The 22,678-nt window shown below is 68.3% G+C and carries 23 protein-coding genes and 1 tRNA gene; 13 read left to right on the forward strand and 11 right to left on the reverse strand.

What is annotated here, in order from left to right:
- The first annotated feature begins 256 nt into the window (after window positions 1-256).
- Both mnmD and IP78_RS06050 read left to right on the forward strand, forming a co-directional pair.
- On the forward strand, window positions 257-2,017 hold the full coding sequence (gene mnmD / locus IP78_RS06045) for a tRNA (5-methylaminomethyl-2-thiouridine)(34)-methyltransferase MnmD (protein WP_054110805.1): 1,761 nt from the start codon (window positions 257-259) through the stop codon (window positions 2,015-2,017).
- A gap of 31 nt (window positions 2,018-2,048) precedes the next feature.
- The gene (locus IP78_RS06050; protein WP_054110806.1) at window positions 2,049-2,444 is read left to right on the forward strand and encodes a DUF6491 family protein; all 396 of its coding nucleotides are present in this window, start codon (window positions 2,049-2,051) and stop codon (window positions 2,442-2,444) included.
- Between the two features lie 4 nt (window positions 2,445-2,448).
- On the opposite strand, the gene scpA is transcribed toward IP78_RS06050, so the two are convergent.
- From scpA to IP78_RS06080, 6 genes are all read right to left on the reverse strand, one after another.
- On the reverse strand, window positions 2,449-4,593 hold the full coding sequence (gene scpA, locus IP78_RS06055; protein ID WP_054110807.1) for a methylmalonyl-CoA mutase: 2,145 nt from the start codon (window positions 4,591-4,593) through the stop codon (window positions 2,449-2,451).
- A 156-nt stretch (window positions 4,594-4,749) separates the two neighbouring features.
- Window positions 4,750-6,138, reverse strand: coding sequence for a methylmalonyl-CoA mutase family protein (locus tag IP78_RS06060; RefSeq protein ID WP_054110808.1), 1,389 nt, complete (start codon window positions 6,136-6,138; stop codon window positions 4,750-4,752).
- Window positions 6,139-6,205: 67 nt separating this feature from the next.
- Complete coding sequence (locus IP78_RS06065; RefSeq protein ID WP_054110809.1) at window positions 6,206-7,558, reverse strand: amidohydrolase family protein; 1,353 nt, start codon at window positions 7,556-7,558, stop codon at window positions 6,206-6,208.
- Complete coding sequence (locus IP78_RS06070; RefSeq protein WP_054110810.1) at window positions 7,558-9,039, reverse strand: amidohydrolase; 1,482 nt, start codon at window positions 9,037-9,039, stop codon at window positions 7,558-7,560. Before IP78_RS06070 ends, IP78_RS06065 begins: the two co-directional genes overlap by 1 nt.
- Before the next feature lie 169 nt (window positions 9,040-9,208).
- Window positions 9,209-9,284 (reverse strand) — tRNA-Ala (locus IP78_RS06075).
- Window positions 9,285-9,446: 162 nt separating this feature from the next.
- A complete protein-coding gene (locus IP78_RS06080; protein ID WP_029418175.1) occupies window positions 9,447-9,902 on the reverse strand; it encodes a TIGR02300 family protein in 456 nt (151 codons plus the stop codon).
- 151 nt (window positions 9,903-10,053) lie between these two features.
- On the opposite strand from IP78_RS06080, the gene aroA reads away from it, so the two are divergent.
- The 5 genes from aroA to mscL all read left to right on the forward strand — a co-directional run bounded on the left by aroA (window position 10,054) and on the right by mscL (window position 14,853).
- On the forward strand, window positions 10,054-11,349 hold the full coding sequence (gene aroA, locus IP78_RS06085) for a 3-phosphoshikimate 1-carboxyvinyltransferase (RefSeq protein ID WP_054110850.1): 1,296 nt from the start codon (window positions 10,054-10,056) through the stop codon (window positions 11,347-11,349).
- Complete coding sequence (gene cmk, locus IP78_RS06090; RefSeq protein WP_054110811.1) at window positions 11,346-11,990, forward strand: (d)CMP kinase; 645 nt, start codon at window positions 11,346-11,348, stop codon at window positions 11,988-11,990. The genes aroA and cmk overlap by 4 nt, the downstream gene beginning before the upstream one ends.
- Before the next feature lie 146 nt (window positions 11,991-12,136).
- Window positions 12,137-13,840: a 30S ribosomal protein S1 gene (rpsA, locus tag IP78_RS06095; protein ID WP_054110851.1), complete on the forward strand. Its 1,704-nt coding sequence runs from the start codon at window positions 12,137-12,139 to the stop codon at window positions 13,838-13,840.
- Between the two features lie 247 nt (window positions 13,841-14,087).
- A complete protein-coding gene (locus tag IP78_RS06100; protein ID WP_054110812.1) occupies window positions 14,088-14,378 on the forward strand; it encodes an integration host factor subunit beta in 291 nt (96 codons plus the stop codon).
- 52 nt (window positions 14,379-14,430) lie between these two features.
- On the forward strand, window positions 14,431-14,853 hold the full coding sequence (gene mscL, locus IP78_RS06105) for a large-conductance mechanosensitive channel protein MscL (protein ID WP_054110813.1): 423 nt from the start codon (window positions 14,431-14,433) through the stop codon (window positions 14,851-14,853).
- Here the strand turns inward: mscL and IP78_RS06110 are convergent.
- Together IP78_RS06110 and IP78_RS06115 are read right to left on the reverse strand one after the other, a co-directional pair.
- Window positions 14,850-15,971: a GNAT family N-acetyltransferase gene (locus IP78_RS06110; protein WP_054110814.1), complete on the reverse strand. Its 1,122-nt coding sequence runs from the start codon at window positions 15,969-15,971 to the stop codon at window positions 14,850-14,852. The genes mscL and IP78_RS06110 overlap by 4 nt on opposite strands.
- 115 nt (window positions 15,972-16,086) lie before the next feature.
- Window positions 16,087-16,869 carry a methyltransferase domain-containing protein gene (locus tag IP78_RS06115; RefSeq protein ID WP_054110815.1) on the reverse strand — a complete coding sequence of 261 codons (783 nt, stop codon included), beginning with the start codon at window positions 16,867-16,869 and terminating at the stop codon, window positions 16,087-16,089.
- A gap of 97 nt (window positions 16,870-16,966) precedes the next feature.
- Between IP78_RS06115 and IP78_RS06120 the strand changes: the two genes are divergently transcribed.
- From IP78_RS06120 to IP78_RS06135, 4 genes are read left to right on the forward strand one after another with little or no spacing between them, the layout of a single operon-like run.
- The gene (locus IP78_RS06120; RefSeq protein WP_054110816.1) at window positions 16,967-17,590 is read left to right on the forward strand and encodes a hypothetical protein; all 624 of its coding nucleotides are present in this window, start codon (window positions 16,967-16,969) and stop codon (window positions 17,588-17,590) included.
- A gap of 2 nt (window positions 17,591-17,592) precedes the next feature.
- The gene (locus tag IP78_RS06125) at window positions 17,593-17,895 is read left to right on the forward strand and encodes a transcriptional regulator (protein WP_054110817.1); all 303 of its coding nucleotides are present in this window, start codon (window positions 17,593-17,595) and stop codon (window positions 17,893-17,895) included.
- Between the two features lie 45 nt (window positions 17,896-17,940).
- Window positions 17,941-18,720, forward strand: a complete 780-nt coding sequence (locus IP78_RS06130) for a tyrosine-protein phosphatase (protein ID WP_054110818.1) — start codon at window positions 17,941-17,943, stop codon at window positions 18,718-18,720.
- A gap of 8 nt (window positions 18,721-18,728) precedes the next feature.
- The gene (locus IP78_RS06135; protein WP_231680937.1) at window positions 18,729-19,973 is read left to right on the forward strand and encodes an anthranilate synthase component I family protein; all 1,245 of its coding nucleotides are present in this window, start codon (window positions 18,729-18,731) and stop codon (window positions 19,971-19,973) included.
- Here the strand turns inward: IP78_RS06135 and IP78_RS06140 are convergent.
- The 3 genes from IP78_RS06140 to IP78_RS06150 all read right to left on the reverse strand — a co-directional run bounded on the left by IP78_RS06140 (window position 19,970) and on the right by IP78_RS06150 (window position 21,471).
- Complete coding sequence (locus tag IP78_RS06140; RefSeq protein ID WP_054110820.1) at window positions 19,970-20,521, reverse strand: TadE/TadG family type IV pilus assembly protein; 552 nt, start codon at window positions 20,519-20,521, stop codon at window positions 19,970-19,972. The genes IP78_RS06135 and IP78_RS06140 overlap by 4 nt on opposite strands.
- Window positions 20,521-20,988 carry a TadE/TadG family type IV pilus assembly protein gene (locus tag IP78_RS06145; RefSeq protein ID WP_231680938.1) on the reverse strand — a complete coding sequence of 156 codons (468 nt, stop codon included), beginning with the start codon at window positions 20,986-20,988 and terminating at the stop codon, window positions 20,521-20,523. Before IP78_RS06145 ends, IP78_RS06140 begins: the two co-directional genes overlap by 1 nt.
- A gap of 78 nt (window positions 20,989-21,066) precedes the next feature.
- Window positions 21,067-21,471 (reverse strand): pilus assembly protein N-terminal domain-containing protein, encoded by a 405-nt coding sequence (locus tag IP78_RS06150; RefSeq protein ID WP_054110822.1) that lies wholly within the window; start codon window positions 21,469-21,471, stop codon window positions 21,067-21,069.
- 364 nt (window positions 21,472-21,835) lie between these two features.
- Here IP78_RS06150 and IP78_RS15000 point away from each other — a divergent pair, with 364 nt between their 5' ends.
- A complete protein-coding gene (locus IP78_RS15000; protein WP_082384880.1) occupies window positions 21,836-22,003 on the forward strand; it encodes a Flp family type IVb pilin in 168 nt (55 codons plus the stop codon).
- A gap of 151 nt (window positions 22,004-22,154) precedes the next feature.
- Window positions 22,155-22,661 carry a prepilin peptidase gene (locus IP78_RS06155; protein WP_369814671.1) on the forward strand — a complete coding sequence of 169 codons (507 nt, stop codon included), beginning with the start codon at window positions 22,155-22,157 and terminating at the stop codon, window positions 22,659-22,661.
- Window positions 22,662-22,678 lie beyond the last annotated feature (17 nt).

Genomic DNA, 22,678 nt, shown 5'->3' on the forward strand with positions numbered 1-22,678 from the left:
CACGGACGCTGCCGCGACCGCCGACGCCGCCGCTGCTGATGCCGCCGCCGCCGCTGGCGACGCCGCTGCCGCCGCTGGCGAAGCCGCTGCCCCGGCCGCCGATGGTGCCATGGCTCCGGCCGCTCCGGCCGCTGAAACGCCGGCCGCCTAAGACCTTTTGGTCTTTTGATGCTTCGACGGGTTCATGCCCGTCGGGAGAAGGGGTCGCTACGGCGGCCCCTTTTTTTTTGTCCGATCCCCGGCGTAAGGACCGGCCGTGACCGACGCGCGCGATCCCCGACTGATCTGGACCGAGGCGGGCGAACCGCGCTCGGGCCGCTTCGGTGACGTCTATTTCTCCGCCGAGGACGGTCTGGCCGAGAGCCGGGCGGTGTTCCTTGAGGGCTGCGGCCTGCCCGGGGCTTGGGACGGACGGCGACATTTCACTGTCGGTGAGCTGGGCTTCGGCACGGGCCTGAACATCGTCGCCCTGCTCGATCTCTGGTCCCGCATGCGGCCGCCGGGTGCCCGGTTGAATGTCTTCTCCATCGAGGGCTATCCGCTGTCCCGAGACGAGGCTGCCCGAGCCCTGTCGCGATGGCCGGAGCTCCGGTCGATCGTCGGTCTTCTGATTTCGCGCTGGCCCTCATCGACACCGGGGTTCCACAGGGTCGATCTGCCAGAGCTGAATGCCGTGCTCGACGTCGCCGTCGGCGACGCGGCTTGGGCGCTGGCGCAATGGCAAGGACGGGCCGACGCCTGGTTTCTCGATGGCTTCGCGCCCTCGACCAATCCGGACATGTGGTCCGACGCCGTGCTGGGCTGTGTCTCTGCCCGCTCGGCACCGGATGCCCGCCTGGCGACCTTCACGGTCGCCGGAGCCGTGCGGCGCGGGCTGGCGGAGCGGGGTTTCACGGTCGACAAGCGACCCGGCCACGGGCGCAAGCGCGAGCGACTGGAGGCGCGTCGCGCCGGTTCGCCGGTCGAGGTCTCAAGCCTGTCCAAGGTGGCCATTCTCGGCGCGGGCGTCGCGGGCGCGGCGGTTGCGCGCGCCTTCCGCGATCAGGGGATAACGCCGGTGGTGGTGGCCGATGCCGTCGGGGCCGGGGCCTCGGGCTTTCCGTCGGCGCTGGTCACGCCCCGCTTCGACTTGGGTGATGCAGAGGTCGCAACCCTGTTCGCCCAGGCGCTGGAACGGGCGGGGACGCTTTATCGCGCCATCCCGAACGCCGTCGTCGCCGAGGGCGTGATTCAGCGCCCCGCGATGGAGCGCGACGCCGCCCGGTTCGCCAAGGTGGCGGCGCAGGCCTTGTGGCAACCGGGCTCCATGACGGCCCATACCGATGGCTCGCTGAGCATGACGGAGGCTCTGACGGTGTATCCGAGGGCGATCCTCGAGGCCTGGCTGGACGGCGTGGATCCTATCCTGGGTCGCGTCAAGCGCGTGTCGGCGACGCCCTCCGGCTGGTCGATCCGTTTGGCCTCGGGCGCATCGGTCGAGGTGGACGCCGTGGTCATCGCCGCCGGGTGGGGCCTGTCGGCCCTGCTCGGCGACCTCGCGATCAGTCCTGTTCGCGGACAGGCCGACTGGATCGAGGCTGAGCCGCCGCTGGCCCAGGCCTGGGGCGGCTATGTCGCGCCGACGGCGGACGGCTTTCTGTTCGGGGCGACCCATGACCGGGGCGACACAGCGACGGATGTCCGGGCCGGCGACACCGAGCGCAATCTGGCGACGCTCGCGGGGCGGCTGCCGGACCTCGCCGAGCGGGCACGGAAGGCTCCGGTGCAGTCCCGCGCCGCCGTCCGGGCGACGACGCGGGACCGGCTGCCGCTGGCCGGAGCCGTTCCGGGGCGGACGGGCCTGTTCGTGCTGGGCGGACTGGGCTCGCGCGGCTTCTGTCTCGCGCCCCTGCTGGCCGAACATGTGGCGGCGCTTGTCCTCGGTCGGCCATCGCCCCTGCCGTTTGGCATCGGGCGACGGATCGACCCCGGCCGTCCGCTGGCCCTTGCGCAACCGCTCGGTCGAGAGGACGCTTAGGCCCTAAGGCTTAGAGCTTAGGGAGAGTGCCATGCGTCCGTCTTTCCTGTTTGTCGCGTCTGCACTGGCGCTCGCCGCCTGCGCGCCCGTGGACGGTGCCGATATCCCGCGATCCTCGGAGCCGCGCGCCTGCTTCCTCGTGCAGCAGGTCACCAGCTTCCGCTCCGACGGCCGCCAGAGAGTTTATGTCCGCACCATCGGCGATGAGGTGTTCCGTCTGGACGCCATTGCCTGTCCGGGTCTGGAAACGAACTTCCAGATCGGTCTGGAGCCTGGTCTGGGCTCGTCCAGCCGCCTTTGTCAGGGTGACACGGTCCGGCTGATCGCGCGCGGCTATACCTCCGATGTCCAGTCCTGCCCCGCCCGTGTCGGGCCGCACCTGACCGAGGCCGAGGTCGCCGCCCTGCCAGCGCGCGACCGGCCCTGAGGCATCAGGGCTTCTGGGCGTAGCCTAGCCGCTGGTTCAGCTTCTCGATCAGGTCGATGGCCGTCTCGGCGATGACCGAGCCGGGCGGATAGACGGCCGCCGCGCCCATGTCGATCAGGGGCTGGACGTCGTCCGGCGGGATGACGCCGCCGATGGTGATCATGATGTCGGGCCGCCCCAGCCGCTCCAGCTCGGCCTTCAGCTCGGGCAGGAAGGTCAGGTGGCCGGCCGCCAGCGACGAGGCACCGACAACGTGGACGTTCTTCTCGACCGCGTCCCTGGCGGCCTCGGCCGGGGTCTGGAACAGGGGCCCGGCGGTGACGTCGAAGCCGAGGTCGCCATAGGCCGTGGCGACCACCTTCTGGCCACGGTCGTGCCCGTCCTGGCCCAGCTTGGCGATCAGGATGCGCGGCGGCCCGCCGTCGTTCTCGACGAAGGCGGCGACCATGTCGCGGGCTCTGGACACGCGGGCGTCGGACCCGGCCGCCTTGCCATAGACGCCCGACACCGTCTCGACCGTGGCGACGTGGCGGCCGAAGGCGGCTTCCAGCGCGTCCGACATCTCGCCGACGGTGGCATGGGCGCGGGCGGCGCGGACGCAGAGTTCCAGCAGGTTCTCAGTTCCGCGCGCGCCTTCGGTCAGGGCGGACAGGGCGGCCTGCGTCGCTGTTTCGTCGCGTTCGGCGCGGAGCCGCTGCAGCTTCTCGATCTGGCGGGCGCGGACCTCGGCGTTGTCGACCTTCAAGACCGGGATGTCGTCGGGGATGTCCGACAGGTAGCGGTTCACCCCCACCACCGTCTGCTGGCCGGTGTCGATGCGGGCCTGGGTGCGGGCGGCGGCCTCCTCGATGCGGCGCTTGGGCAGGCCGGCTTCGATAGCCCTGGCCATGCCGCCCAGCGACGCCACCTCGGCCATGTGGGCGCGGGCGCGCTCCGCCAGATCATGCGTGAGGCGCTCGACGTAGAAGCTGCCGCCCCAAGGATCGATGACGCGGGTCAGGCCGGTCTCCAGCTGAAGCAGCAGCTGGGTGTTGCGCGCGATGCGGGCCGAGAAGTCGGTCGGCAGGGCGAGCGCTTCGTCCAGCGAGTTGGTGTGGAGAGACTGGGTCTGGCCGCCCGCCGCCGCCATGGCTTCGACCATGGTGCGGCTCACGTTGTTGAACACGTCCTGCGCCGCCAGCGACCAGCCCGAGGTCTGGCAGTGGGCGCGAAGGGACAGGGATCGGGGGTCCTTTGGCGCGAACTCGGCCTGCACGGCCTCGGCCCACAGCAGGCGGCCGGCGCGCAGCTTGGCCACCTCCATGAAGTAGTCCATGCCGACGGCCCAGAAGAAGCTCAGGCGCGGCGCGAACCGGTCCACGTCCATGCCCGCCGCCACGCCCGCGCGGATGTATTCCAGCCCGTCGGCGAGGGTGTAGGCCAGCTCCAGATCGGCGGACGCCCCCGCCTCCTGCATATGGTAGCCCGAGATGGAGATGGAGTTGAACTTGGGCGTCTCCTTTGCCGTCCACTCGAAGATGTCCGACACGATCCGCATGCTGGGCGCAGGCGGATAGATGTAGGTGTTCCTGACCATGAACTCCTTGAGGATGTCGTTCTGGATGGTGCCGGTCAGGGCCGCGTGCGCCACGCCCTGCTCCTCGGCCGCGACGACATAGAGGGCCAGGACCGGCAGGACCGCGCCGTTCATGGTCATGGACACCGACATCTGGTCCAGCGGAATGCCGTCGAACAGGGTCCGCATGTCCAGGATGGAGTCGATCGCGACGCCTGCCATGCCGACGTCGCCCGCCACGCGGGGATGGTCGGAATCGTAGCCCCGGTGGGTGGCCAGGTCGAAGGCGATCGAGAGCCCCTTCTGACCGGCGGCGAGGTTCCGCCGATAGAAGGCGTTCGACGCCTCGGCGGTGGAGAAGCCCGCGTACTGGCGGATGGTCCAGGGGTTGGACGCATACATGGTCGGATAGGGCCCGCGCACGAACGGCGCAAAGCCGGGCAGGCCGTCGGCGTGGGTCACGCCGTTCAGAGCGTCGGGGCCATAGGCGGGAGCGATGTCGATGCCCTCGGGCGTCGAGGCGGCCGGGCCGGCGGGGACGCTCAGCGGCGAGAGGTCGAGCGTGGCGCGGGTCAGGTCGGGGTGTTCAGACATCGGCCCCTCCCCACACTCCGCTCATCCCGGCGAAAGCCGGGACCCAGTTCTTAAGTGGGGCACCACGCGTCGATTGATGGCGGCGGCAGAGCCCCGCCGCCCGAGCTCCCAAAGCACTGGGTCCCGGCTTTCGCCGGGATGAGCGGAAGAAAACATTCATGCCGCCTCTCCCTCGAAGGCTTCGGCCCAGCGGACGGGGGTCATGGGGGCGCAGCGGTCGCCGTCGCCGGGCGAGGGCGGCGGCGGATCGGCGTCAACCGAGACCGGTCGGGGATCGGCATCGACGAATTTTGTCACGCCGACCAGGTGGGTGCCGCCCTCGCCGAAGGTCCTGGCGAGCGTCGACCGGCTCTGGGCCACGCGCTGCTGGATCGCGCCACCGTGGAGCGAGGCGATCAGGCCGCCTTCGCGCTCGATCCTCTGGAACTCGGCCCAGCCGGCCTCGGCCAGGTCACGGGTGCGGTGGTCGAGGAACCAGGACCCGGCGGCCGGATCGGCGACGCGGCCCAGACGCGCCTCCTCCATCAGGACCAGTTGGGTGTTCCTCGCCTGACGCCGGGCAAACGCATCGGGACAGCCCCGGGCGCGGCTGAAGCCGTCCAGCACCACGGCCTCGGCCCCGCCGACGGCTCCGGCGAACCCGGCGGCGGTCAGGCGCAGCAGATTGGGCCAGGGATCGCGGCTGCTGAGCATCCGCCGCGACGACCGCGCCTCGATGACGGCGGGCGTCTCGTGCCCGAAGGCGCGGCCGAGCGAGCGCCACATCAGCCGCAGCGCCCGGACCTTGGCCAGGCTGTCGAAATACTCGGCATCGACGCTGACGCCGAGCACCGTGCCCGCCAGCGCCCGCTCGATCGGCAAGCCTGCGTCCACGGCGGCGCGGACATAGGTCGCGGCGGCGGCCAGGGCGAAACCCAGCTCCTGGCCGTGCGACCCGCCCGCCTCGTGCGAGGCGCGGCCGGTGGCGAGGAAAAAGCGCGCCTGCGGATAGGCGCCGGCGTGGCGCGCGGCGGTGTTGGCGGCCAGCTCGATGTGGGCTGCGATGGGTCGAGGTGCGCCGCCCGCCCTGGCGAAGGTGGTCACGGGGTCCATGTGGAACAGCAACTGGGCGCGCGGCGAGCCCTTGGCGGCGACCGCGAGCGCATTGGCCGCGTCCGGTCCGTCGATCCCGGCTTCGAGCGCGACCGGGGCCAGCTCCATCGCCACGCCGTCCAGCGCGCGCGACAGAGGCTCGGAATCCGACAGGACCGCGCCCGCCAGAATGACCGACGCCGCTCCGCCCTCGAGGTCGGTCAGGACGGCGGCGTTGACCGCTTCGGGGTCATCACCCTCGACCAGGGTGCGCAGGTCCCAGGGGCGGCCGTCGGCGTCAGCGGCGCGGGGCGCGAAGACCGGCTCCACGGCATTGGCGCGGCCATACAGCGGCCGGACCGTCAGACCGTCGGCGTCGAGGTGGACCAGCCCCTCCAGCAGCCTGCCCTTTAACGCCTTTTCCGCCTCCGCGCGCCAGTCGGTCGGCGTTGGGGTGGGGAAGGGCTGGGTCAAGGCGGGCTCCGGGAAACGGCGAGGCGGCCCTTTTGCGACCGCCCGGCCGTCTCGTCCAGACCGGGCGCTAGTTCCCGTAGGCCAGCGGCATGCCGCCCGCCGGACGCCCGCCGTTGCGATAGCGGTCGCGCAACAGGATCTGGCGGCTGGTCAGGTCCTGTTCCTGGCCGTTGATGAACTGGGCCGTGACCGAACTCAGCGGCTCCAGCGGGTCGCCGTCCCAGACCACCACGTCGGCCGCCGCGCCCGGACGCAGCTCGCCGAACTGGCCGCCCATGCCGAAGATGCGGGCCGGATTGACGGTGAGCGCCGCGATTGCCGCCTCGAACGGCAGGCCGTGCGACACCGCGTTACCGGCATTGAAACGCGCCTCGCGCGCCCGGTGCACGCCGTTGCCCTTGATGGCGATGACCACACCCGCGGCGTTCAGGGCCGCCGCGTTCTCCATCCGCGCCGCCCGGGTCTCGAGGTTGCCGGGCAGGTTGTCGATGGGGTTCAGCAGCACCGGCACGCCCGCCGCCGCGATCTGCGAGGCGACCAGCCAGCCCTCGTCGGCGCCGTCCAGGATCAGGTCGATGCCCTCCTCCTCGGCCAGACGCAGGACCTGCAGGATGTCGGCCGCGCGGCGCACGGTGACGATCAGGGGCATGGAGCCGTTGGCCACGGGGATCAGAGCCTCCAGATCCGCGCGCGACAGCGACAGGTCGCGGATGCCCGCCCGGTCATAGGCGGCGCGATTGCGGGCATAGAGGCGGACCTCGGCCAGGGTCTCCTTGAACTGGACGAACTGAGCCCCGCGCGCCCCGCCCGCGATGCCGGCTCCGGCCTCGCCGAAAGGCGCGGCCATGGCCACGCGCGGACGGACCAGGATGTCGGTCCCCGACGCCAGATGGATCACCGAGGCCTGTCCCGCGAACAGGCCGGGCGACTGCAGGCCCGCCGCGCCCAGACCGGCGAAGTCCGAATCGTCGACATGGTGCGAATGACCGCCTCCGCCCCCGCCGTGGCTGGGGATCACTACCGCGCGGGTGATGCCGCCCAGCCGCGCGACCGGCAGGGTGAAGGACCACGGATCGAGCCCGTAGGACACGTCGAACGAGGCCGAGATGGAGTTGGCGCTGTTGGACAGGTCGTTCGAGCCATTGACCGAGGAAATCTCCGAGGCGCCCAGACCGGCGTCGACGGCGACCAGGCCCGGCGTCACCACCCTGCCGCGCGCATCGATGACGCGGGCGCCGGACGGAGCCGCGCCCGTGCCGACCGAGACGATGCGACCGTTCTGGATGACGACAGTGCCGTTCTCGATGACGGAAGTGCCCGTCAGGACGCGACCGCCGGTGATGGCGGTCAGCTCTTGCGCCAGGACTGGCGTGGCGACGAGCGCGGCGGCCAGCGCCGCGAGCGAGATGAGGCGGCGCATCAGCGGGCTCCCGGAGCGATGTTGGCGGCGGCGATGCCGTAACCCGGCTGGCCGAGCTCGAAGTCGGACAGGGGCTGGTAGCGCGGATCGGCGCGGTCGAAGGTCAGGGCCCCGTCGATGTAGACCTGGTCGGCGCGGGCGTAGACGCTGAACGGATTGGCGCTCCAGATCACCACGTCGGCGCGCTTGCCGGGCTCCAGCGAGCCGGTCTCGTCGGCGATGCCGAGCGAGCGGGCGGCGTTCGACGTGATCCAGCTGATGGCGCGTTCCTCGGTGATGTTCATCCCGGCGCGGCGACCGGCGGCGAGGGCCGCGGCGACTTCCTGATTGAGGCGCTGGGTCAGCTGGGCGTCGTCGGAGTGGATGACGGCGCAGGAGCCGGGCTGGGCGTCGACCAGGGCGGCGTTCTCCTCAACCGCGTCCAGAGCCTCCATCTTGAAGCCCCACCAGCCGGTCCACATGTCGGCGCAGATGCCGGCCTCGGCCAGCTGGGGAGCCAGCTTGTAGGCCTCGATGGCGTGGTGAAAGGCGGTGATGCGGAAGCCGAACTCCTCGGCGATGTCCATCATCACGGCCATCTCATCGGCGCGGTAGCAGTGGTTCTGGACCATGATCGAGCCGTCCAGCACGCCGGCCAGGGTCTCGTGCTGAAGGTTGCGGGTCGGTGGCGTTCCCTCGCCGGTCTCGCGCCAGCGGTCCCATTTATCGCGATAGTCCTGGGCCGCGATGAAGGCTGCGCGATAGCCGGCCACGTTGCCCATGCCGGTCGCCGGGCTCTGGTTGCGGTTGCCATAGACACGAGACGGGTTCTCGCCGCAGGCCATCTTCACGCCATAGGGGGCACCCGGGAACTTCATCCCCTGCATGGTGATGGACGGGACGTTTCGGACCGTCACCGAGCGCCCGCCGAACAGGTTGGCCGAACCGGGCAGGATCTGGAGGGTGGTCACGCCGCCCGCGCGGGCGGTGTTGAAGCCGGGGTCCTGGGGCCAGATGGAGTGTTCGGCCCAGACCTGGGCGGTGTTGGGGCTGGTCGCCTCATTGCCATCGCTCATGCCGGTCACGCCGGGCGAGGGATAGACGCCGAGGTGGCTGTGCACGTCGATGATGCCGGGGGTCACGAACCGGCCGCGCGCATCGACGACGCGGTGGCCGCCGGGCACTGGGGTGTTGGCTCCGCCGATCGCGGTGATGCGGCCGTCAGTGATGACGACGACGCCGTTCTCGATCCTCTGGTCCGTGCCGGTGAAGATCGTCGCGCCGACGATCGCCATATTGTCCCGGGGCAGGGGCTCATAGGTCGAGGGGAAGGGATCGGGATTGGCGGCGTAATCGAGTCCCGCTGGCAGGGCGCGCGCCTCGCGCCGGGGGGTCTCTGCGTCGCCGCCGCTGGAGCCGCCGTCCGTCGTCGCGCAGGCCGACAACGCGAGCGCGCAGGCGACCACCGCGAGGCTGGCGCTTCGCAAGGAACCTCGAAACATGAAAAGCCTCCCCTGTCGCGTCGGGCCGACGCATAACGCGGGGGATTACAAGGGCCTCAGGAGCCGTCCGTCAAAGGCCGAAACATTACTTGTCTGTAACAAAAGCGCGAACATCACGCGCGCCAAAGGCGCGGTCCAAGTCCCGGGGATCAGATCACGTTTCGGGAAATGGTGGAGCTAAGCGGAGTCGAACCGCTGACCTCTTGAATGCCATTCAAGCGCTCTACCAACTGAGCTATAGCCCCGAACCTTTCGGTCGGATCGCCGGGCGGAAAACCGTCCCCCGGCGAGGCCGCGGAACCTATGTCAGGCGATTTTGCTGATCAAGCCCGCCGCAGGGATTTATTTTCGACCCCCGCGAGGGCCGCCGGAGCGGGCGTGAAACCCGCTCCGAAACCGGGTCGCGATCAGTCGTCGTCCTTGCCCGGCTTGACCACGTCCTCGTCGAAGGCGTCGTCGTCCTCGTCCTCGAGGAAGGGCACGGAATCGTCGTCGTCGTCGGCGAGGACGTCGTCGTCATCGTCGCCCGCCTCGCCCATGCCGGGCTCCTCGGTCGGATCGACCGGCGCCTCGTCGTCGTCGTCGGGCGTCAGGATCGGCTCATGGCCCTCCTCGTCGATCTCGGGGGTGACGGTCTCTTCTTCTTCCTCGTCGCCGTCCGTCGACTTGTCGGCGACCTGATCCTCGGCCTCGTCGGCGGCGTAGCCGCCCGGACGGCCGCGACGGTTGCGCAGCTTGATGGCCTCTTCAGGGTCGAACTCGGTGGCGCACTTGGGGCAGTGGGCGGGGCGCTTGTTGAGGTCGTAGAACTTGGCCTGGCAGTTCGGGCAGACCTGCTTGGCGCCGAGTTTGGGATCAGCCACGGGGCGATGCCTTATAATGGGGGGCGGGAGAATTCGGGCGCGTCCCTTGCCACCCCTTGGGGCCGCTGTCAAAACCCCGATCCGGCTTGGCCCCGAGCGCCGCCGTCCCTCTATCCATCCGGAGCCCGAGCGGGTGAGCCACGCCCTCCATCTGACCGCGCGTCCGTCCTCCGGCTTGAAGGGCGTCGTGCGCGCGCCGGGCGACAAGTCGATGTCGCACCGGGCGATGATCCTGGGGGCGATGGCGACGGGTGTCACCGAGGTCGAGGGCCTGCTGGAAGGCGACGACGTTCTGGCCACCGCGCGGGCGGCCGAGGCGTTCGGCGCGACGGTAGAGCGCTTGGGCCAAGGGCGCTGGCGGGTCACCGGGCGAGGCGGCCTGACGTCGCCGGCGGGCGTGATCGACTGCGGCAACGCGGGGACCGGCGTGCGGCTGCTGATGGGGGCGGCGGCGGGATATGATCTGACAGCAACGTTCGACGGCGACGCCTCCTTGCGGAAACGGCCGATGGGGCGGGTGACCGATCATCTGGAACGGATGGGGGCGCGGTTCCAGTGGAGCGGGGCCAAGGGCCTGCTGCCCGCGACTGTGACCGGCGGGCGACTGAGCGCGATCGACCACGTGCAGACCGTGGCCTCGGCCCAGGTGAAGTCGGCGATCCTGCTGGCGGGCCTGAACGCCGAAGGAGTGACCTCCATCACCGAGCCTGAGAAGAGTCGCGACCATACCGAGCGGATGCTGACAGCGTTCGGGGCCGATGTGGACGTCGAAGAGCGGGGCGAGGGCTGGGTCATCCGGCTGAAGGGCCGGCAGCCGCTTACAAGCACGCCGGTCGCGGTGCCCGGCGACCCCTCCTCGGCGGCCTTTCCGCTGGCGGCCGGGCTGATCGTTCCGGGGTCGGAGGTGACGGTCGAAGGAGTGATGCTGAACCCGCTGCGCACCGGCCTATTCGACACCTGGCGCGAGATGGGGGGCGACCTGACGATCTCGAACCGCCGCGTTTCCGGCGGCGAGGTGGTTGGCGACATCACCGCGCGGCATTCGGCGTTGAATGGCGTGGTCGTGCCCGAGAGCCGCGCGGCCTCCATGATCGACGAATATCCGATCCTGGCCGCCACGGCCGCCTTCGCCCAGGGGCAGACGGTGATGCGCGGCGTCGGCGAGATGCGTGTCAAGGAAAGCGATCGCATCCGCCTGATGGTCGATGGCCTGCGCGCCTGCGGGGTGGTGGTGGAAGAAGAGCCGGAAGGCTTCATCGTCTCGAGCGGCCCCGTGCCAGGCGGGGCGACGGTGCACACCGCGCACGACCACCGCATCGCCATGAGCCATCTGGTGCTCGGGCTGGCGGCGCAAGGCGAGGTGATAGTGGACGAGCCGGAGATGATCGCGACGAGTTTTCCGGGGTTTGTCGAGATGATGCGTGGGCTGGGAGGAAGCGTCGAATGACCGATCGCTCCCTCGTCATCGCCGTCGACGGCCCGGCCGCCTCGGGTAAGGGGACGATCGCGTCGCGGTTGGCGGCGCACTACGGCCTGCCGTTCCTGGATACCGGCCTGCTCTATCGAGCGGTTGGGGTCGATCTGCTGAGCGGCGGGCGGGATCTGTCGGATGCGCTCGCGGCGGAAGAGGCCGCGCGCGCGCTGACGCCGGACCGGCTGACGGACGATGCGGCCCTGACGACGGGCGATGCGGGCGAGGCGGCCAGCCGTGTGGCGGGCATACCGGGCGTCCGGGCCGCGCTGCTAGAGCTGCAACAGGCCTTCGCGCGCCAGCCGGGCGGGGCGGTACTGGACGGGAGGGACATCGGCACGGTGATCGCGCCGGATGCCCCGGCCAAGCTGTTCGTCACGGCTTCGCCGGAGGTCCGCGCCCGGCGCCGCTGGAAGCAGCTGAACGAGCGCGGCGACGTCATCACCTATGAGGCCATGCTGGCCGACATCCTGCGCCGCGACGAACGCGACGCCGGACGGGGGGCCGCGCCCATGGTCCAGGCACCGGACGCGGTCTTGCTCGACACCACCGAGATGGATATAGAGGCCGCCTTCGATGCGGCCCGCCGTATCGTCGAGGCGGCGCGCGCTCGATAAGAGCCAATCCAACGCACCCAACCTCGGCTTCCGCGGGCGTTCTGGCTCATCCGCCTCGCCTCGGCCTGTCTACCCAAAGCCATCTCAACCTCGCGCAGGGCCGAACGGTCGTGCGCCTTCAGCCTTTCCTCCAACCCCAGAGTTTCATGACCGACACCCTTTCCCCCTCGCGCGACGATTTCGCCGCGCTTCTCGACCAGAGCCTCGGCGGCCGCGACCTTGGCGAAGGCCAGGTCGTCCACGGCCGCGTGGTCGGCGTCGAGAAGGACATCATCATCATCGACGTCGGTCTGAAGACCGAAGGCCGCATCCCGGCCCGCGAGTTCGGCATCGGCGAAGGCGCCGTGATCCCCAAGGTCGGCGATGACGTCGAGGTCTATCTGGAGCGCGTCGAGAACGCCCTGGGCGAAGCGGTCATCAGCCGCGACAAGGCCCGCCGCGAGGAAGCCTGGACCCGTCTGGAAGTCGTGTTCGCCGACGGCCAGCCGGTCAACGGCGTGATCGTGGGCCGCGTGAAGGGCGGCTTCACCGTCGATCTGGGCGGTGCCTCGGCCTTCCTGCCCGGCTCGCAGGTGGACATCCGTCCGGTCCGCGACGTCGGCCCGCTGATGGGCAAGGAACAGCCCTTCGCCATCCTGAAGATGGACCGCCCCCGCGGCAACATCGTCGTCTCGCGCCGCGCCATCCTGGAAGAGGCCCGCGCCGAGCAGCGCACCGAACTGGTCGGCCAGCTGCAGGAAGGCGAAGTCCGCGACGGCGTGGTCAAGAACATCACCGACTACGGCGCCTTCGTGGATCTGGGCGGCATCGACGGCCTGCTGCACGTCACCGACATGAGCTGGAAGCGCGTGTCGCACCCGTCGCAGGTCCTGGCCGTCGGCGACACCGTCAAGGTCCAGATCGTCAAGATCAACCCGGACACCCAGCGCATCAGCCTGGGCATGAAGCAGCTGCAAAGCGATCCGTGGGACGGCGTCGAAGCCAAGTACCCGCCAGGCGCCAAGTACACGGGCCGCATCACCAACATCACCGACTACGGCGCCTTCGTTGAGCTGGAAGCCGGGGTCGAGGGCCTGGTCCACGTCTCGGAAATGTCCTGGACCAAGAAGAACGTCCATCCGGGCAAGATCGTCTCCACCTCGCAGGAAGTGGACGTGGTCGTGCTGGACGTCGACGCCTCCAAGCGCCGCATCTCGCTGGGCCTCAAGCAGGCCCAGGACAATCCGTGGGACGCCTTCGTGGCCGCCCATCCGATCGGCTCGACCGTCGAGGGCGAGGTCAAGAACGCCACGGAGTTCGGCCTGTTCATCGGGCTCGACAACGACATCGACGGCATGGTGCACCTGTCGGACCTGGACTGGAACGTCTCGGGTGAAGAGGCCATCCAGCGCTATCGCAAGGGCGAGATGGTCAAGGCCAAGGTGCTGGACGTCGACGTCGAGAAGGAGCGCGTCTCGCTGGGCATCAAGCAGCTGGGCGGCGATCCGATCGGTGAGGGCGACACCTACAAGAAGGGCCAGATCGTCACTGTGACGGTCACCGCCATCGAGACCGGCGGCGTCGAGGTCAAGTTCGGCGACGACACCGCCCCGGTCACCAGCTTCATCCGCAAGTCGGACCTGTCGCGCGACCGCAACGAGCAGCGCACCGAGCGCTTCTCGGTCGGCGACCGCGTCGACGCCATGATCACCACCGTGGACAAGGCCACGCGCCGCATCTCGGTGTCGATCAAGGCGCTGGAGATGAAGGACGAGCAGGAGGCCATCGAGCAGTTCGGCTCGTCGGACTCCGGGGCGTCGCTGGGCGACATCCTGGGCGCGGCCCTGCGTGAGAAAGCCGGCAAGGAGTGATCCTGGCGGCTTGATCCTTTCAAGCCACTGATCCGGTGACGGAACTTGGGGCGGTCGGAGCAATCCGGCCGTCCTTTGTCTTGCGCGCCAGAATCCGTATGCGGTTTGGGCCGATTAACGCATTTTCCGGGCCCGTGAGCGCCGATCAGGCCTTTTTCGCCCGGCGAGCGAAGGCTAGGGTGGCCTTGCAACCCGGTTGAAGTTGCACCCGTATTTGCTCTCCAGAGCGGGAAGGGCGGGGGCCTGAATGATCAAATCCGAGCTGATCGAGAAACTGGCGGCCGAGAACACCCACCTGACCCACGCCGAGGTCGAGCGGGTCGTGAATGTCGTGCTGGGCCGAATGACCGGGGCCATGGCCGAAGGTGGCCGGGTCGAGCTGCGCGGCTTCGGCGCGTTTTCCGTGCGGTCGCGGCCGGCGCGCGCGGGTCGTAATCCCCGCACTGGCGAGACGGTGGATGTGCCGGCGAAGTCCGTGCCCTTCTTCAAGAGTGGGAAGGAGCTGCGCGAGCGGTTGAACGCGGGCGGCGACGCATGACCCTTAAGCAGCGAGGTTCCGCGAACCGAGCGTTAGGGTCGAGGGTGGTCTGATGGGACTGCTCGGCGAGTTCAAGGAATTCGCGGCGCGCGGCAACGTCGTCGACCTGGCGGTCGGCGTCATCATCGGCGCGGCCTTCGGCAAGATCGTCACCAGTCTGGTCGAACAGGTAGTGATGCCGCCGGTCGGCCTGGTGCTGGGCCGCGTCGATTTCTCGAACCTGAAGTGGGTGCTGGCACCCGAGGATCCGGCGACGGAGGCGATCGAGGAAGTCGCCATCCAGTACGGCGCCTTCATCAACACCGTGATCCAGTTCTTGATCGTGGCCTTCGTGGTGTTCCTGATGGTCAAGGCGATCAACAATCTGCGCCGTGCCGAGGCGGCCAAGCCCGACCCGGCGCCCGCCGCGCCCACGCCGACCGAGACGCTCCTGGCGGAAATCCGAGACGAACTGAAGGCGCGGCCCAAGGACTAGGCAGCGCGTTCCGACTGGACAGCGGTCAGCGGCACGGGTCTGAGGCACATCTGATAGTCGCCGTCGAACGGGGTCGGAGCCCAGGTGTCGACGCCCTCGACGCCCGGCTCGAAACGGACATGGCAGTGGCCCCAGCCGCCCTCGCGGCGGGCGGACGCGGCCAGCGGTCCGAGCTGGCGCAGCAGGACCTCGTTGACGACCTGGATGCGGACCTTGGCGGCGCCGAGCGCGCGGGCGTTGGCCAGAAGCGCCTGCGTCAGGGCGGGCACGGCGCGCGGTTCGTCGCGGAGGGCGACAAGGTCGAGGATTTCCAGCACCGGCGGTTCGATGATGCTGGCCTTGGCCATCATGGCCATCGCATAGCCCGTGATCGCCCTTCCGCGGTTGAAGGCGAGGACCAGGGGTTCGATCGTCCGGTCGGGATCGGCGAGGCGCCAGCGGAGGGTGGCGGGACTGCGATCGGCGATAATCCGGGCTTCGGCTTTCAGCGCGTTCCAGAAATCGCCGAAGCGTGACCGGTCATTCAGGTCTGAAAGGACCACGACGCCAGTGGGCAGAACCAGCGGGCCGTGGTCGACGAGATGGCGGTTCAGGAAGCGCTCCTGGCGCGGGTCAACGAGACGGGGCGCGTGACGGTCCACCTCGCGCCACAGCCGTCCGGCGGCACAGGTGACGGTGTCCAGCCTCCACGCCAGCTTAAGGGCATGGGTGCGGGTGGGCCAGGGCCTCAATCCATAGCGCGGAAACAGAGGGCTCGACTTGGGATTGGCGTTGAAGGTGTAGCGGGCGAACATTCCGGGCTGCTCGGCGAAGGCCCGCAACAGCATGCGGCTGTGGCCCCGCGCAGACGGCTGGACCACGATGGAATAGCCACTGGTTCCAAACAACCCGGCCTCTCCGCGCCAGAACCTCTGGACGAAGTTCCCGGTGTAGCCGCGCGGCTGCCCTTCGCCGTCGATCAGAAGCCAGCCGGCCGGGGCTTCCGCCTCGATCCGCGCGGGATGGTTCAGCAACCACCGCCACCCGGCCTCGCTGCGGCGCGGCCATCCGACGGATGCGTGGAGCGCCCTGAGGGCTGGAGCGTCCTGATCCAGCACAGGTCTAACCGAAAACGACATGGTGGGCGTTCCTGGATGGGACGAAAGGTCCCCTCTGTCCTCACCCGTGCACGAAGCGGGCCAGTTGCGTAATCCAGGGTTGTTCGGGCCCGGCCGTGTTCAGGCAGCGCCGATGTCAAGGCTTTCGGAACAGATACAGCCCAAAACCCAGATAGCTCCTGCCGAAGTCGAAGGTGGTCCGGATCTGGTCTGCGCGCAACTTCAGCGCGTCCCGACCTTCGGCCTCGGGATGGGCGTCGAGCCAGGCGCGGACCCGGGCGTCGGTGCCGCCGAAGAAGTCGTCCCAGACGCCCTGTGGGGACATCTCGGCCCAGACGCAGTCCAGACCCGCGGCCGAAGCGGCCGCCTTCCAGCCGTCGTCGCTGTCATAGACCCCCGCCGCCTCGATGATCTGGCGGAGCGGTCCCGGCGGTTCGGCCGTCCAGGTCAGATCCCCCCAAAGCAGATAACCGGGTCGCGACAGGCGGGTCGCGAGCGTTCGGAAAATGCCTTCGGCCGTCGCGACTTCAGGTCCCGCGATCCGGGTCGTGCCGAGCGCTACCATCATCTTGGCCGGCGCGAGGGCGTCGAGAACTTGAGGCGCCATGCCCTCGACCGCCGTCACCCGGTCCGCCAACCCCTCGGCGCGGACCCGCTCGCCGATGCGGGAAATCATGACCGGGTCCCGCTCGATCGCATGGACCTGATAGCCGAAGCGACGCGCCAGAGCCGCCGAGACGCCGCCGGTGCCCGCCCCGATGTCGAGCACCCGGGCCCCGGCGGCGAGGCCGCTACGCTCGGCAGCGGCGAGCACCGCCTCGATCGTGACCGGGTTGGCGATATCGAGGCCGACGTAGGCGATGTGGTGATACTCTGGAGCCATACGGCGGTTGTAGCGGCCCAGCAGCGGCCGGAACATAAAAAGTGCTTTACATTGCAAAGCAGAGAGAGCACAGAAGCGGCATCCGCGCGCAAATCACCAGCGCCGGCGGGCAAACTCTTCAAGGATCATCTCCATGAGCGACACGAGAGACGAACTGACCGACATCGCCTGGCTGAAGGGCCTGGCCGAGGAAGGCGCCAAGGCCCCGATCAAGGGGGCGTCCATCCTGTTCGCTGCGGGCCTCATCTTCGGCACGGCGAGCGTGCTTCACTGGGCGATCGCGGCCGAGATTCTAACCCTCGCGCCTGCCGCCTATATGGCCATGTGGGGCGTGACGGCCCTGGTCTTCCTGGCGACGCTGGTCGTTTTGATCGGACGGCTCAAGCGCGAAGGCGGGGTCGAGACGGCCACAAATCGCGCGTTCGGCATCGTCTGGTCCGCCCTCGGATGGGGCCTGTTCAGCCTGTTCACGTCCCTGATCGTCGCCGACCTGGCGCGCGCGGGTCGCTCCGATCTGGCTCAGTGGTCGCTGATCGTCCCCTCGATCGTCATGGCCTTCTACGGCATCGGCTGGGCGGTGACGGCGACGATGACGCGGTCAAGGCCCCTATGGATCCTGGCGCTGGCGTCGTTCGCGGCCGCGCCTGCGCTCGCGGTCCTGTCCGGGACGGAATGGCAATACCTGGCCTATGCCGGGGCGCTGTTCGGCCTGATGGCCCTGCCCGGTTTCCTGATCATGCGGTCGGCGAGGGCCTGAGCGTGCCGGACGATTTCGACATCGGCCGCATTGACGACGTGATCCACGGACGGATGCGGCTGGGCATCATGGCGACCCTGTCGGGGGTGGAGAGCGCGGACTTCGCCACGCTGAAGGCTCGGCTCCAGGCGACGGACGGGAACCTGTCGGTGCACTTGAGGAAGCTGGAAGAAGCGGGCTTCGTCACCGTGACCAAGCGGTTCGTGGGGCGAAAACCCCTGACCGAGGCAGCGATGACGGACGCCGGACGCAAGGCCTTCGTCGCCTACCTGGATGCCATGGCGGGACTGGTTCAGCCGCGCTGATCGGTCCCCCTCGCCCGGTGCCTGCGCCGCCCCTATAGGAAGCGCATGGCCAGCCGCATCCACGCCTTTGACGCGCTCGACAACTTTCGGGACTACGGCGACTACGCCACGACGGCAGGCGGCCATGTCAGACCTGGAGTTCTCTACCGATCGGCTCACCACGCGGGGGTCAGCGAGGGAGACCTGGAGCGGCTGGCGGCGCTCGACTTCGGAGTCGTGATCGACCTGCGCAGGCCTGTCGAGCGCCGTCGCCAGCCCTCGAAGCGGGCGCCCAACTTCAGCGGCGTCGTGATTGAGAGCGACCACGACGAGGTCGGGGAGGCCCCGCACATCACCTTCCTGAAGACTTCCGACCTGACGCCGGAAAGCGGCCGACAGTTCATGACGGCGACCTATCGCGAGCTGCCGTTCGCGCCGGCGCACCTGGACCTGTTCTCGCGTTACTTTCGGGCCTTGGCCGAGAGCGACAGGCCCGTGCTGATCCACTGCGCAGCGGGTAAGGACCGGACGGGCATGCTGGCGGCTCTGACGCATCATCTGCTGGGCGTGTCCGGGGATGACCTGATGGAGGATTACCTTCTCACCAATACGGCCGTAGATCTGGAGGCGCGGGCACCAGGCATCGCCGAGCAGATGAAGGCCTTCACAGGGCGGACGGCTTCCCACGATGCCGTAGTGGCCTTCATGGGCGTCGAAGCTGCCTATCTGCATGCGGCCATCGCCGCGATGGTCGAGCGATACGGGTCTATCGACGCCTATCTGGAGCGGGCGCTGGGCGTAGATGCAGGCCTGCGCGACCGGATCGTGGAGCGTTTGTCGGCGTGAGCAGTCGGGTGACGTTGAGGCAGCCGTGGGTCGAGCCGCTGTCCGTCGCAGCGGGACTGAGGGATCACGACGGGCTGCTTTGTCTCTTGTCGGATGGCGGACCAGCGGGGCGATATTCCTTCCTCGCGGTCGAGCCTGAGGATGTGCAGACCGGCCCGCTCGGACCGGAGGCGCTGGGCGACACGTTCGGCGGTCGCGCGCCTGGCCATCGGGTCGCTCTTGTCGCTTACGATTGGGGGGCGCGCCCGGCTACGGGGCCGCGCAAGACGGACTGGCCTGATCTCATCGCGGCGCGGTATTCTACGGTCCTCGTCTTCGATCATGTCGATCGTACGGTTGCCTCGGTCGGGGACCCGGCCCTCGCCAAAGCCTGGCTCCAGGGTGCGCGGCCCGCTTCTGAGTCAGAGTTGCCCGCCGAGAGCTGGGTGGCCGAAGGCAGCGGCCCTGATTACATGGCCGCCGTGGCCGATGTCGTGGCGCGCATCGGTCAGGGCGAGCTGTTTCAGGCGAACATCGCGCGCGGCTGGTCGGGGGCTTTGCGGCGGGATGCCGATCCGTTCGACCTGTTCGTCCGGCTGGCGGCCGGTGCTGCCCCTTATGGCGCGTTCTGGCGCATGGGCACGCGGGCGCTGGTTTCCAACTCGCCCGAGTTGTTTCTGACCTTCGATCCTCTTAGCCGACGGATCGAGACCAGGCCCATAAAGGGTACTCGTCCCCGCTCGGCCGATCCGACCGAGGACGCAGCATGCGCGGCCGAGCTGATCGCCAGCGAGAAGGATCGGGCGGAAAACCTGATGATCGTCGACTTGATGCGGAACGACCTGGCGCGTGTGTCTGAGGTCGGCAGCGTGAAGGTCGAGCGGCTGTTCGAGCTGGAAAGCTTCGCCACCGTGCACCACCTGGTGTCGACAGTGACAGCCCGCGCCAGGGAGGGTGTCGGGGCCGGAGAAATCCTGCTGGCGGCCTTTCCGCCGGGGTCGATCACCGGCGCGCCAAAGCATCAGGCCATGAAGGTCATCGCCGATCACGAGCCTGCCCGGGGCCCGTGGTGCGGTAGCCTTGTGCATATCGATGACGTTGGGCGGATGACAGCCTCTGTCCTGATCCGGACAGTTGCGTTGTGGCGCGACAATGACCGCTGGCGATTCCGAACCCAGGCGGGAGCCGGGATCACGGCGGGCAGCGATCCGAAAGAAGAATTGGCAGAGACCCAGGTCAAGATCGCTGCGATCCGGACGGCGTTGCTCGGCTAGCAGTCTGAACAGGGGATCCGATCGGTCAGGCGCGGCCGGAGATAATGGATCCCGCCGAAATCGGTTATGCCCGGCAGCAGTCGATCCATCGGGGAATCGTAGGCATAGCGCGTCTCGCCCATGATGATGGTCTCACCATTGGCGATCAGGCCGGCCGGAACCGTTTGTGTTCCCGAGAGCGGCGTCATCCCCCTGCCCCGGCTCCAGTCGACGCGTGCGATGCCATCAGCCCCGCGCGTGATGCTTGTCACGCGCAGCGAAAGCGGCGCTTCAGGAAAGGGCTGCATGATAAGCGATCCAACGTCGAAAATTGCGTCGATATCGGCCCGTGTGGCTGTCGGCGCGCGCGCCACCATGTCGGCAATCTGGGATGTGGTGTGCTGCGCCCGCTTCTGGGCCATGTAGGCTTGGCAGAACTCGGCCAGACCGAAATAGCAAACGATGAGCACGGGGACCACGAGGGCGAACTCGACTGCGGCGACACCGCCGACGTCCCGGACAAAGCGGGCCACGAAGGATCCCGCGAGCCTGACCGCACCACGCACCATCAGAACGGCTCGTTTCGGAATGCGGTGGTGACTGAAATCAAGGCATCGCCCGACTCCAGGCGCGTAAGGCCCCTCGACAACAGCGGCGTGACGACCGGCTGTTGATACCATACCCGAACGAGCATCAAGTCGCCGGCCGCACCCGGATCAAAGCCTGTCTGCGCGGGAACGAACTGGCCATCGACGATCGGGTCTGGCGGATTGGGGTCGCGGAACTGCGGGATCGGACGGACGTCGACGACCGAACGTGTCATGCAGTCGCCTTCGAACACATTCATCGATTGGCACATGGCAGTGCGGAACTGAGCCGCCGAGAAGACTCCGCCCTGGGCCTGACCTGTGCGGACTAGCCGGGACGCCTGCTGCACGGCCGCTTCCAGAGTTGAGTCGACAAGGAAGATGACGCCGAGTTCCAGCACCGCGAAGATCACGAAGAAGAACGGCACGGCGACGATGGCGAACTCCACCGCAGCCGCGCCCTCGCGACGGGGGCGTCGTCCAAACAGATCAATCCGGATCCTTGGTCTTGCCATCAACAAGACCGGTCAGGGGGTGGGGGAAGCCGCGTTGCCGTTGCGCAAGGACGGCGAGCAGGAAGCGGCGCAGGCCATTTCGGTGGCATGGGCCCCGCGCCAGACACGGACCGAGCCGGTCGAGCCGCCGGTGACGACCACCTCGCCCTGGTACAGGGTGCGACCCAGGGCATCGACGGCGACCACTTCGGTGACGCCATATCCCTTGCCCGTGACATACAGGGTATTGGCGTCGACCACGGTCACATCGGCGATCGCAGGGTTCCCGACGATCACCGACGTGGCCGCACCGCGCAGGCTGATCCGGCTGGAGCGGTCGATCTCGACATTGATGGACTGGGCTTGGGCAACGCCGGCGGCTCCCAGCAGGGCTACGGCGGCCAGGGCAGATAGGGTGCGGGCGGTGGGGCCAGCCATGGCGACTCCTTGTATCGTCTGCGCGACGCGCAGGGCCGAGCGCGAGGATTCACGCGAAATCTCTACAAATCCTGAAAGCGCCTGCTCGCAGAAAGCCACTGGCAACTAAGGTTAACTTTATCATAATAAAACGATGACTCGATTCTTGGCTGCTCCAGTCTGTTTGTTCTGCACTACAAGAGAGTATTGTGACGGCAGATTGGTTGTCGGCCTTATTCAAGGTGAATGCGGCAGTAACCACACCCTCTGACGCAGCCTTAACCGATACCGGTGCATGTTCACCCTGCGTTTGGGGGACAAGCGGGCGACCGGAGCCTCCCAGCCATCGTTGCTCGCTTAGCCATTTTACCTGAGAGGAAGTCATATGACCCAGTTCATCAAGAAGTTCGTCAAGGACGAGTCGGGTGCCACGGCCATTGAATACGGCCTGATCGCCGCTCTGATCGCGGTCTTGATCATCACTGCCGTTGGCCTTGTCGGCACGCGCCTTGAGGCCGTCTTCAACGCCATCGCGGATGGTCTGGCGCTCTAAGAGCCTGACCTCTTGAAGCCTCGGAGGCCGGAGCGGAAACGCTCCGGCCTTTTTCTTTTCGCCAGCGCCAGCCGCCCGGCTGAGTGTGTCGGCCAAGACCGACGTGACAAACGTGGCCTTAACTCACTCGTGGCATGGTCGGAGCATGGACATGATGACCTCGCTGCTTCTTCTGCCACTGCCGATCCTGGTCGTGATCGCGGCCCTGACCGATCTGACGCGCATGAAGATCCCGAACTGGATCTCGGCCGCCCTGACCGTGATGTTCGTCCCGGCTGCATTGGCTCTCGGCCAGACCATCCCCGAAGTCGCGCTGAGCCTTGGGGTTGGCGTCCTGGTCCTGGTCGCTGGAATGGCTCTGTTCGCGCTGCGCGTCATCGGAGGGGGCGACGCGAAACTGATGGCGGCGGCGAGTCTTTGGCTGGGGGCGAGCGCGCTCATGCCCTTCCTGATCTGGACCGCTGTCCTGGGCGGCGCGTTCAGCCTGGTCCTGATCGTCGGACGAACCGTGGCGCAGCCCTATGTGGCTGGCGCGCCAGTGTGGGTCTCGACATTGTTTCGGCCCAAGGGTGACATCCCCTACGGCGTTGCAATCTGTGGCGGCGTTCTGATGGCTTATCCCGCAGCCGATCTTTTTGCCCGGGCTTTCGCGGGCTGACGCTTTCTGACCGGCTC

Source organism: Brevundimonas sp. AAP58 (genome assembly GCF_001295975.1).
Taxonomy (GTDB): Bacteria; Pseudomonadota; Alphaproteobacteria; order Caulobacterales; family Caulobacteraceae; genus Brevundimonas.

What these genes read in the sequence shown, in the direction of transcription:
- IP78_RS06050 (WP_054110806.1), top strand. Translation starts at nt 2,049, where the DNA reads ATGCGTCCGTCTTTCCTGTTTGTCGCGTCTGCACTGGCGCTCGCCGCC.
- scpA (WP_054110807.1), bottom strand. Translation starts at nt 4,593, where the DNA reads ATGTCTGAACACCCCGACCTGACCCGCGCCACGCTCGACCTCTCGCCG.
- IP78_RS06065 (WP_054110809.1), bottom strand. Translation starts at nt 7,558, where the DNA reads ATGCGCCGCCTCATCTCGCTCGCGGCGCTGGCCGCCGCGCTCGTCGCC.
- IP78_RS06070 (WP_054110810.1), bottom strand. Translation starts at nt 9,039, where the DNA reads ATGTTTCGAGGTTCCTTGCGAAGCGCCAGCCTCGCGGTGGTCGCCTGC.
- cmk (WP_054110811.1), top strand. Translation starts at nt 11,346, where the DNA reads ATGACCGATCGCTCCCTCGTCATCGCCGTCGACGGCCCGGCCGCCTCG.
- rpsA (WP_054110851.1), top strand. Translation starts at nt 12,137, where the DNA reads ATGACCGACACCCTTTCCCCCTCGCGCGACGATTTCGCCGCGCTTCTC.
- IP78_RS06100 (WP_054110812.1), top strand. Translation starts at nt 14,088, where the DNA reads ATGATCAAATCCGAGCTGATCGAGAAACTGGCGGCCGAGAACACCCAC.
- mscL (WP_054110813.1), top strand. Translation starts at nt 14,431, where the DNA reads ATGGGACTGCTCGGCGAGTTCAAGGAATTCGCGGCGCGCGGCAACGTC.
- IP78_RS06110 (WP_054110814.1), bottom strand. Translation starts at nt 15,971, where the DNA reads ATGTCGTTTTCGGTTAGACCTGTGCTGGATCAGGACGCTCCAGCCCTC.
- IP78_RS06115 (WP_054110815.1), bottom strand. Translation starts at nt 16,869, where the DNA reads ATGTTCCGGCCGCTGCTGGGCCGCTACAACCGCCGTATGGCTCCAGAG.
- IP78_RS06120 (WP_054110816.1), top strand. Translation starts at nt 16,967, where the DNA reads ATGAGCGACACGAGAGACGAACTGACCGACATCGCCTGGCTGAAGGGC.
- IP78_RS06130 (WP_054110818.1), top strand. Translation starts at nt 17,941, where the DNA reads ATGGCCAGCCGCATCCACGCCTTTGACGCGCTCGACAACTTTCGGGAC.
- IP78_RS06140 (WP_054110820.1), bottom strand. Translation starts at nt 20,521, where the DNA reads ATGGTGCGTGGTGCGGTCAGGCTCGCGGGATCCTTCGTGGCCCGCTTT.
- IP78_RS06150 (WP_054110822.1), bottom strand. Translation starts at nt 21,471, where the DNA reads ATGGCTGGCCCCACCGCCCGCACCCTATCTGCCCTGGCCGCCGTAGCC.
- IP78_RS15000 (WP_082384880.1), top strand. Translation starts at nt 21,836, where the DNA reads ATGACCCAGTTCATCAAGAAGTTCGTCAAGGACGAGTCGGGTGCCACG.
- IP78_RS06155 (WP_369814671.1), top strand. Translation starts at nt 22,155, where the DNA reads ATGATGACCTCGCTGCTTCTTCTGCCACTGCCGATCCTGGTCGTGATC.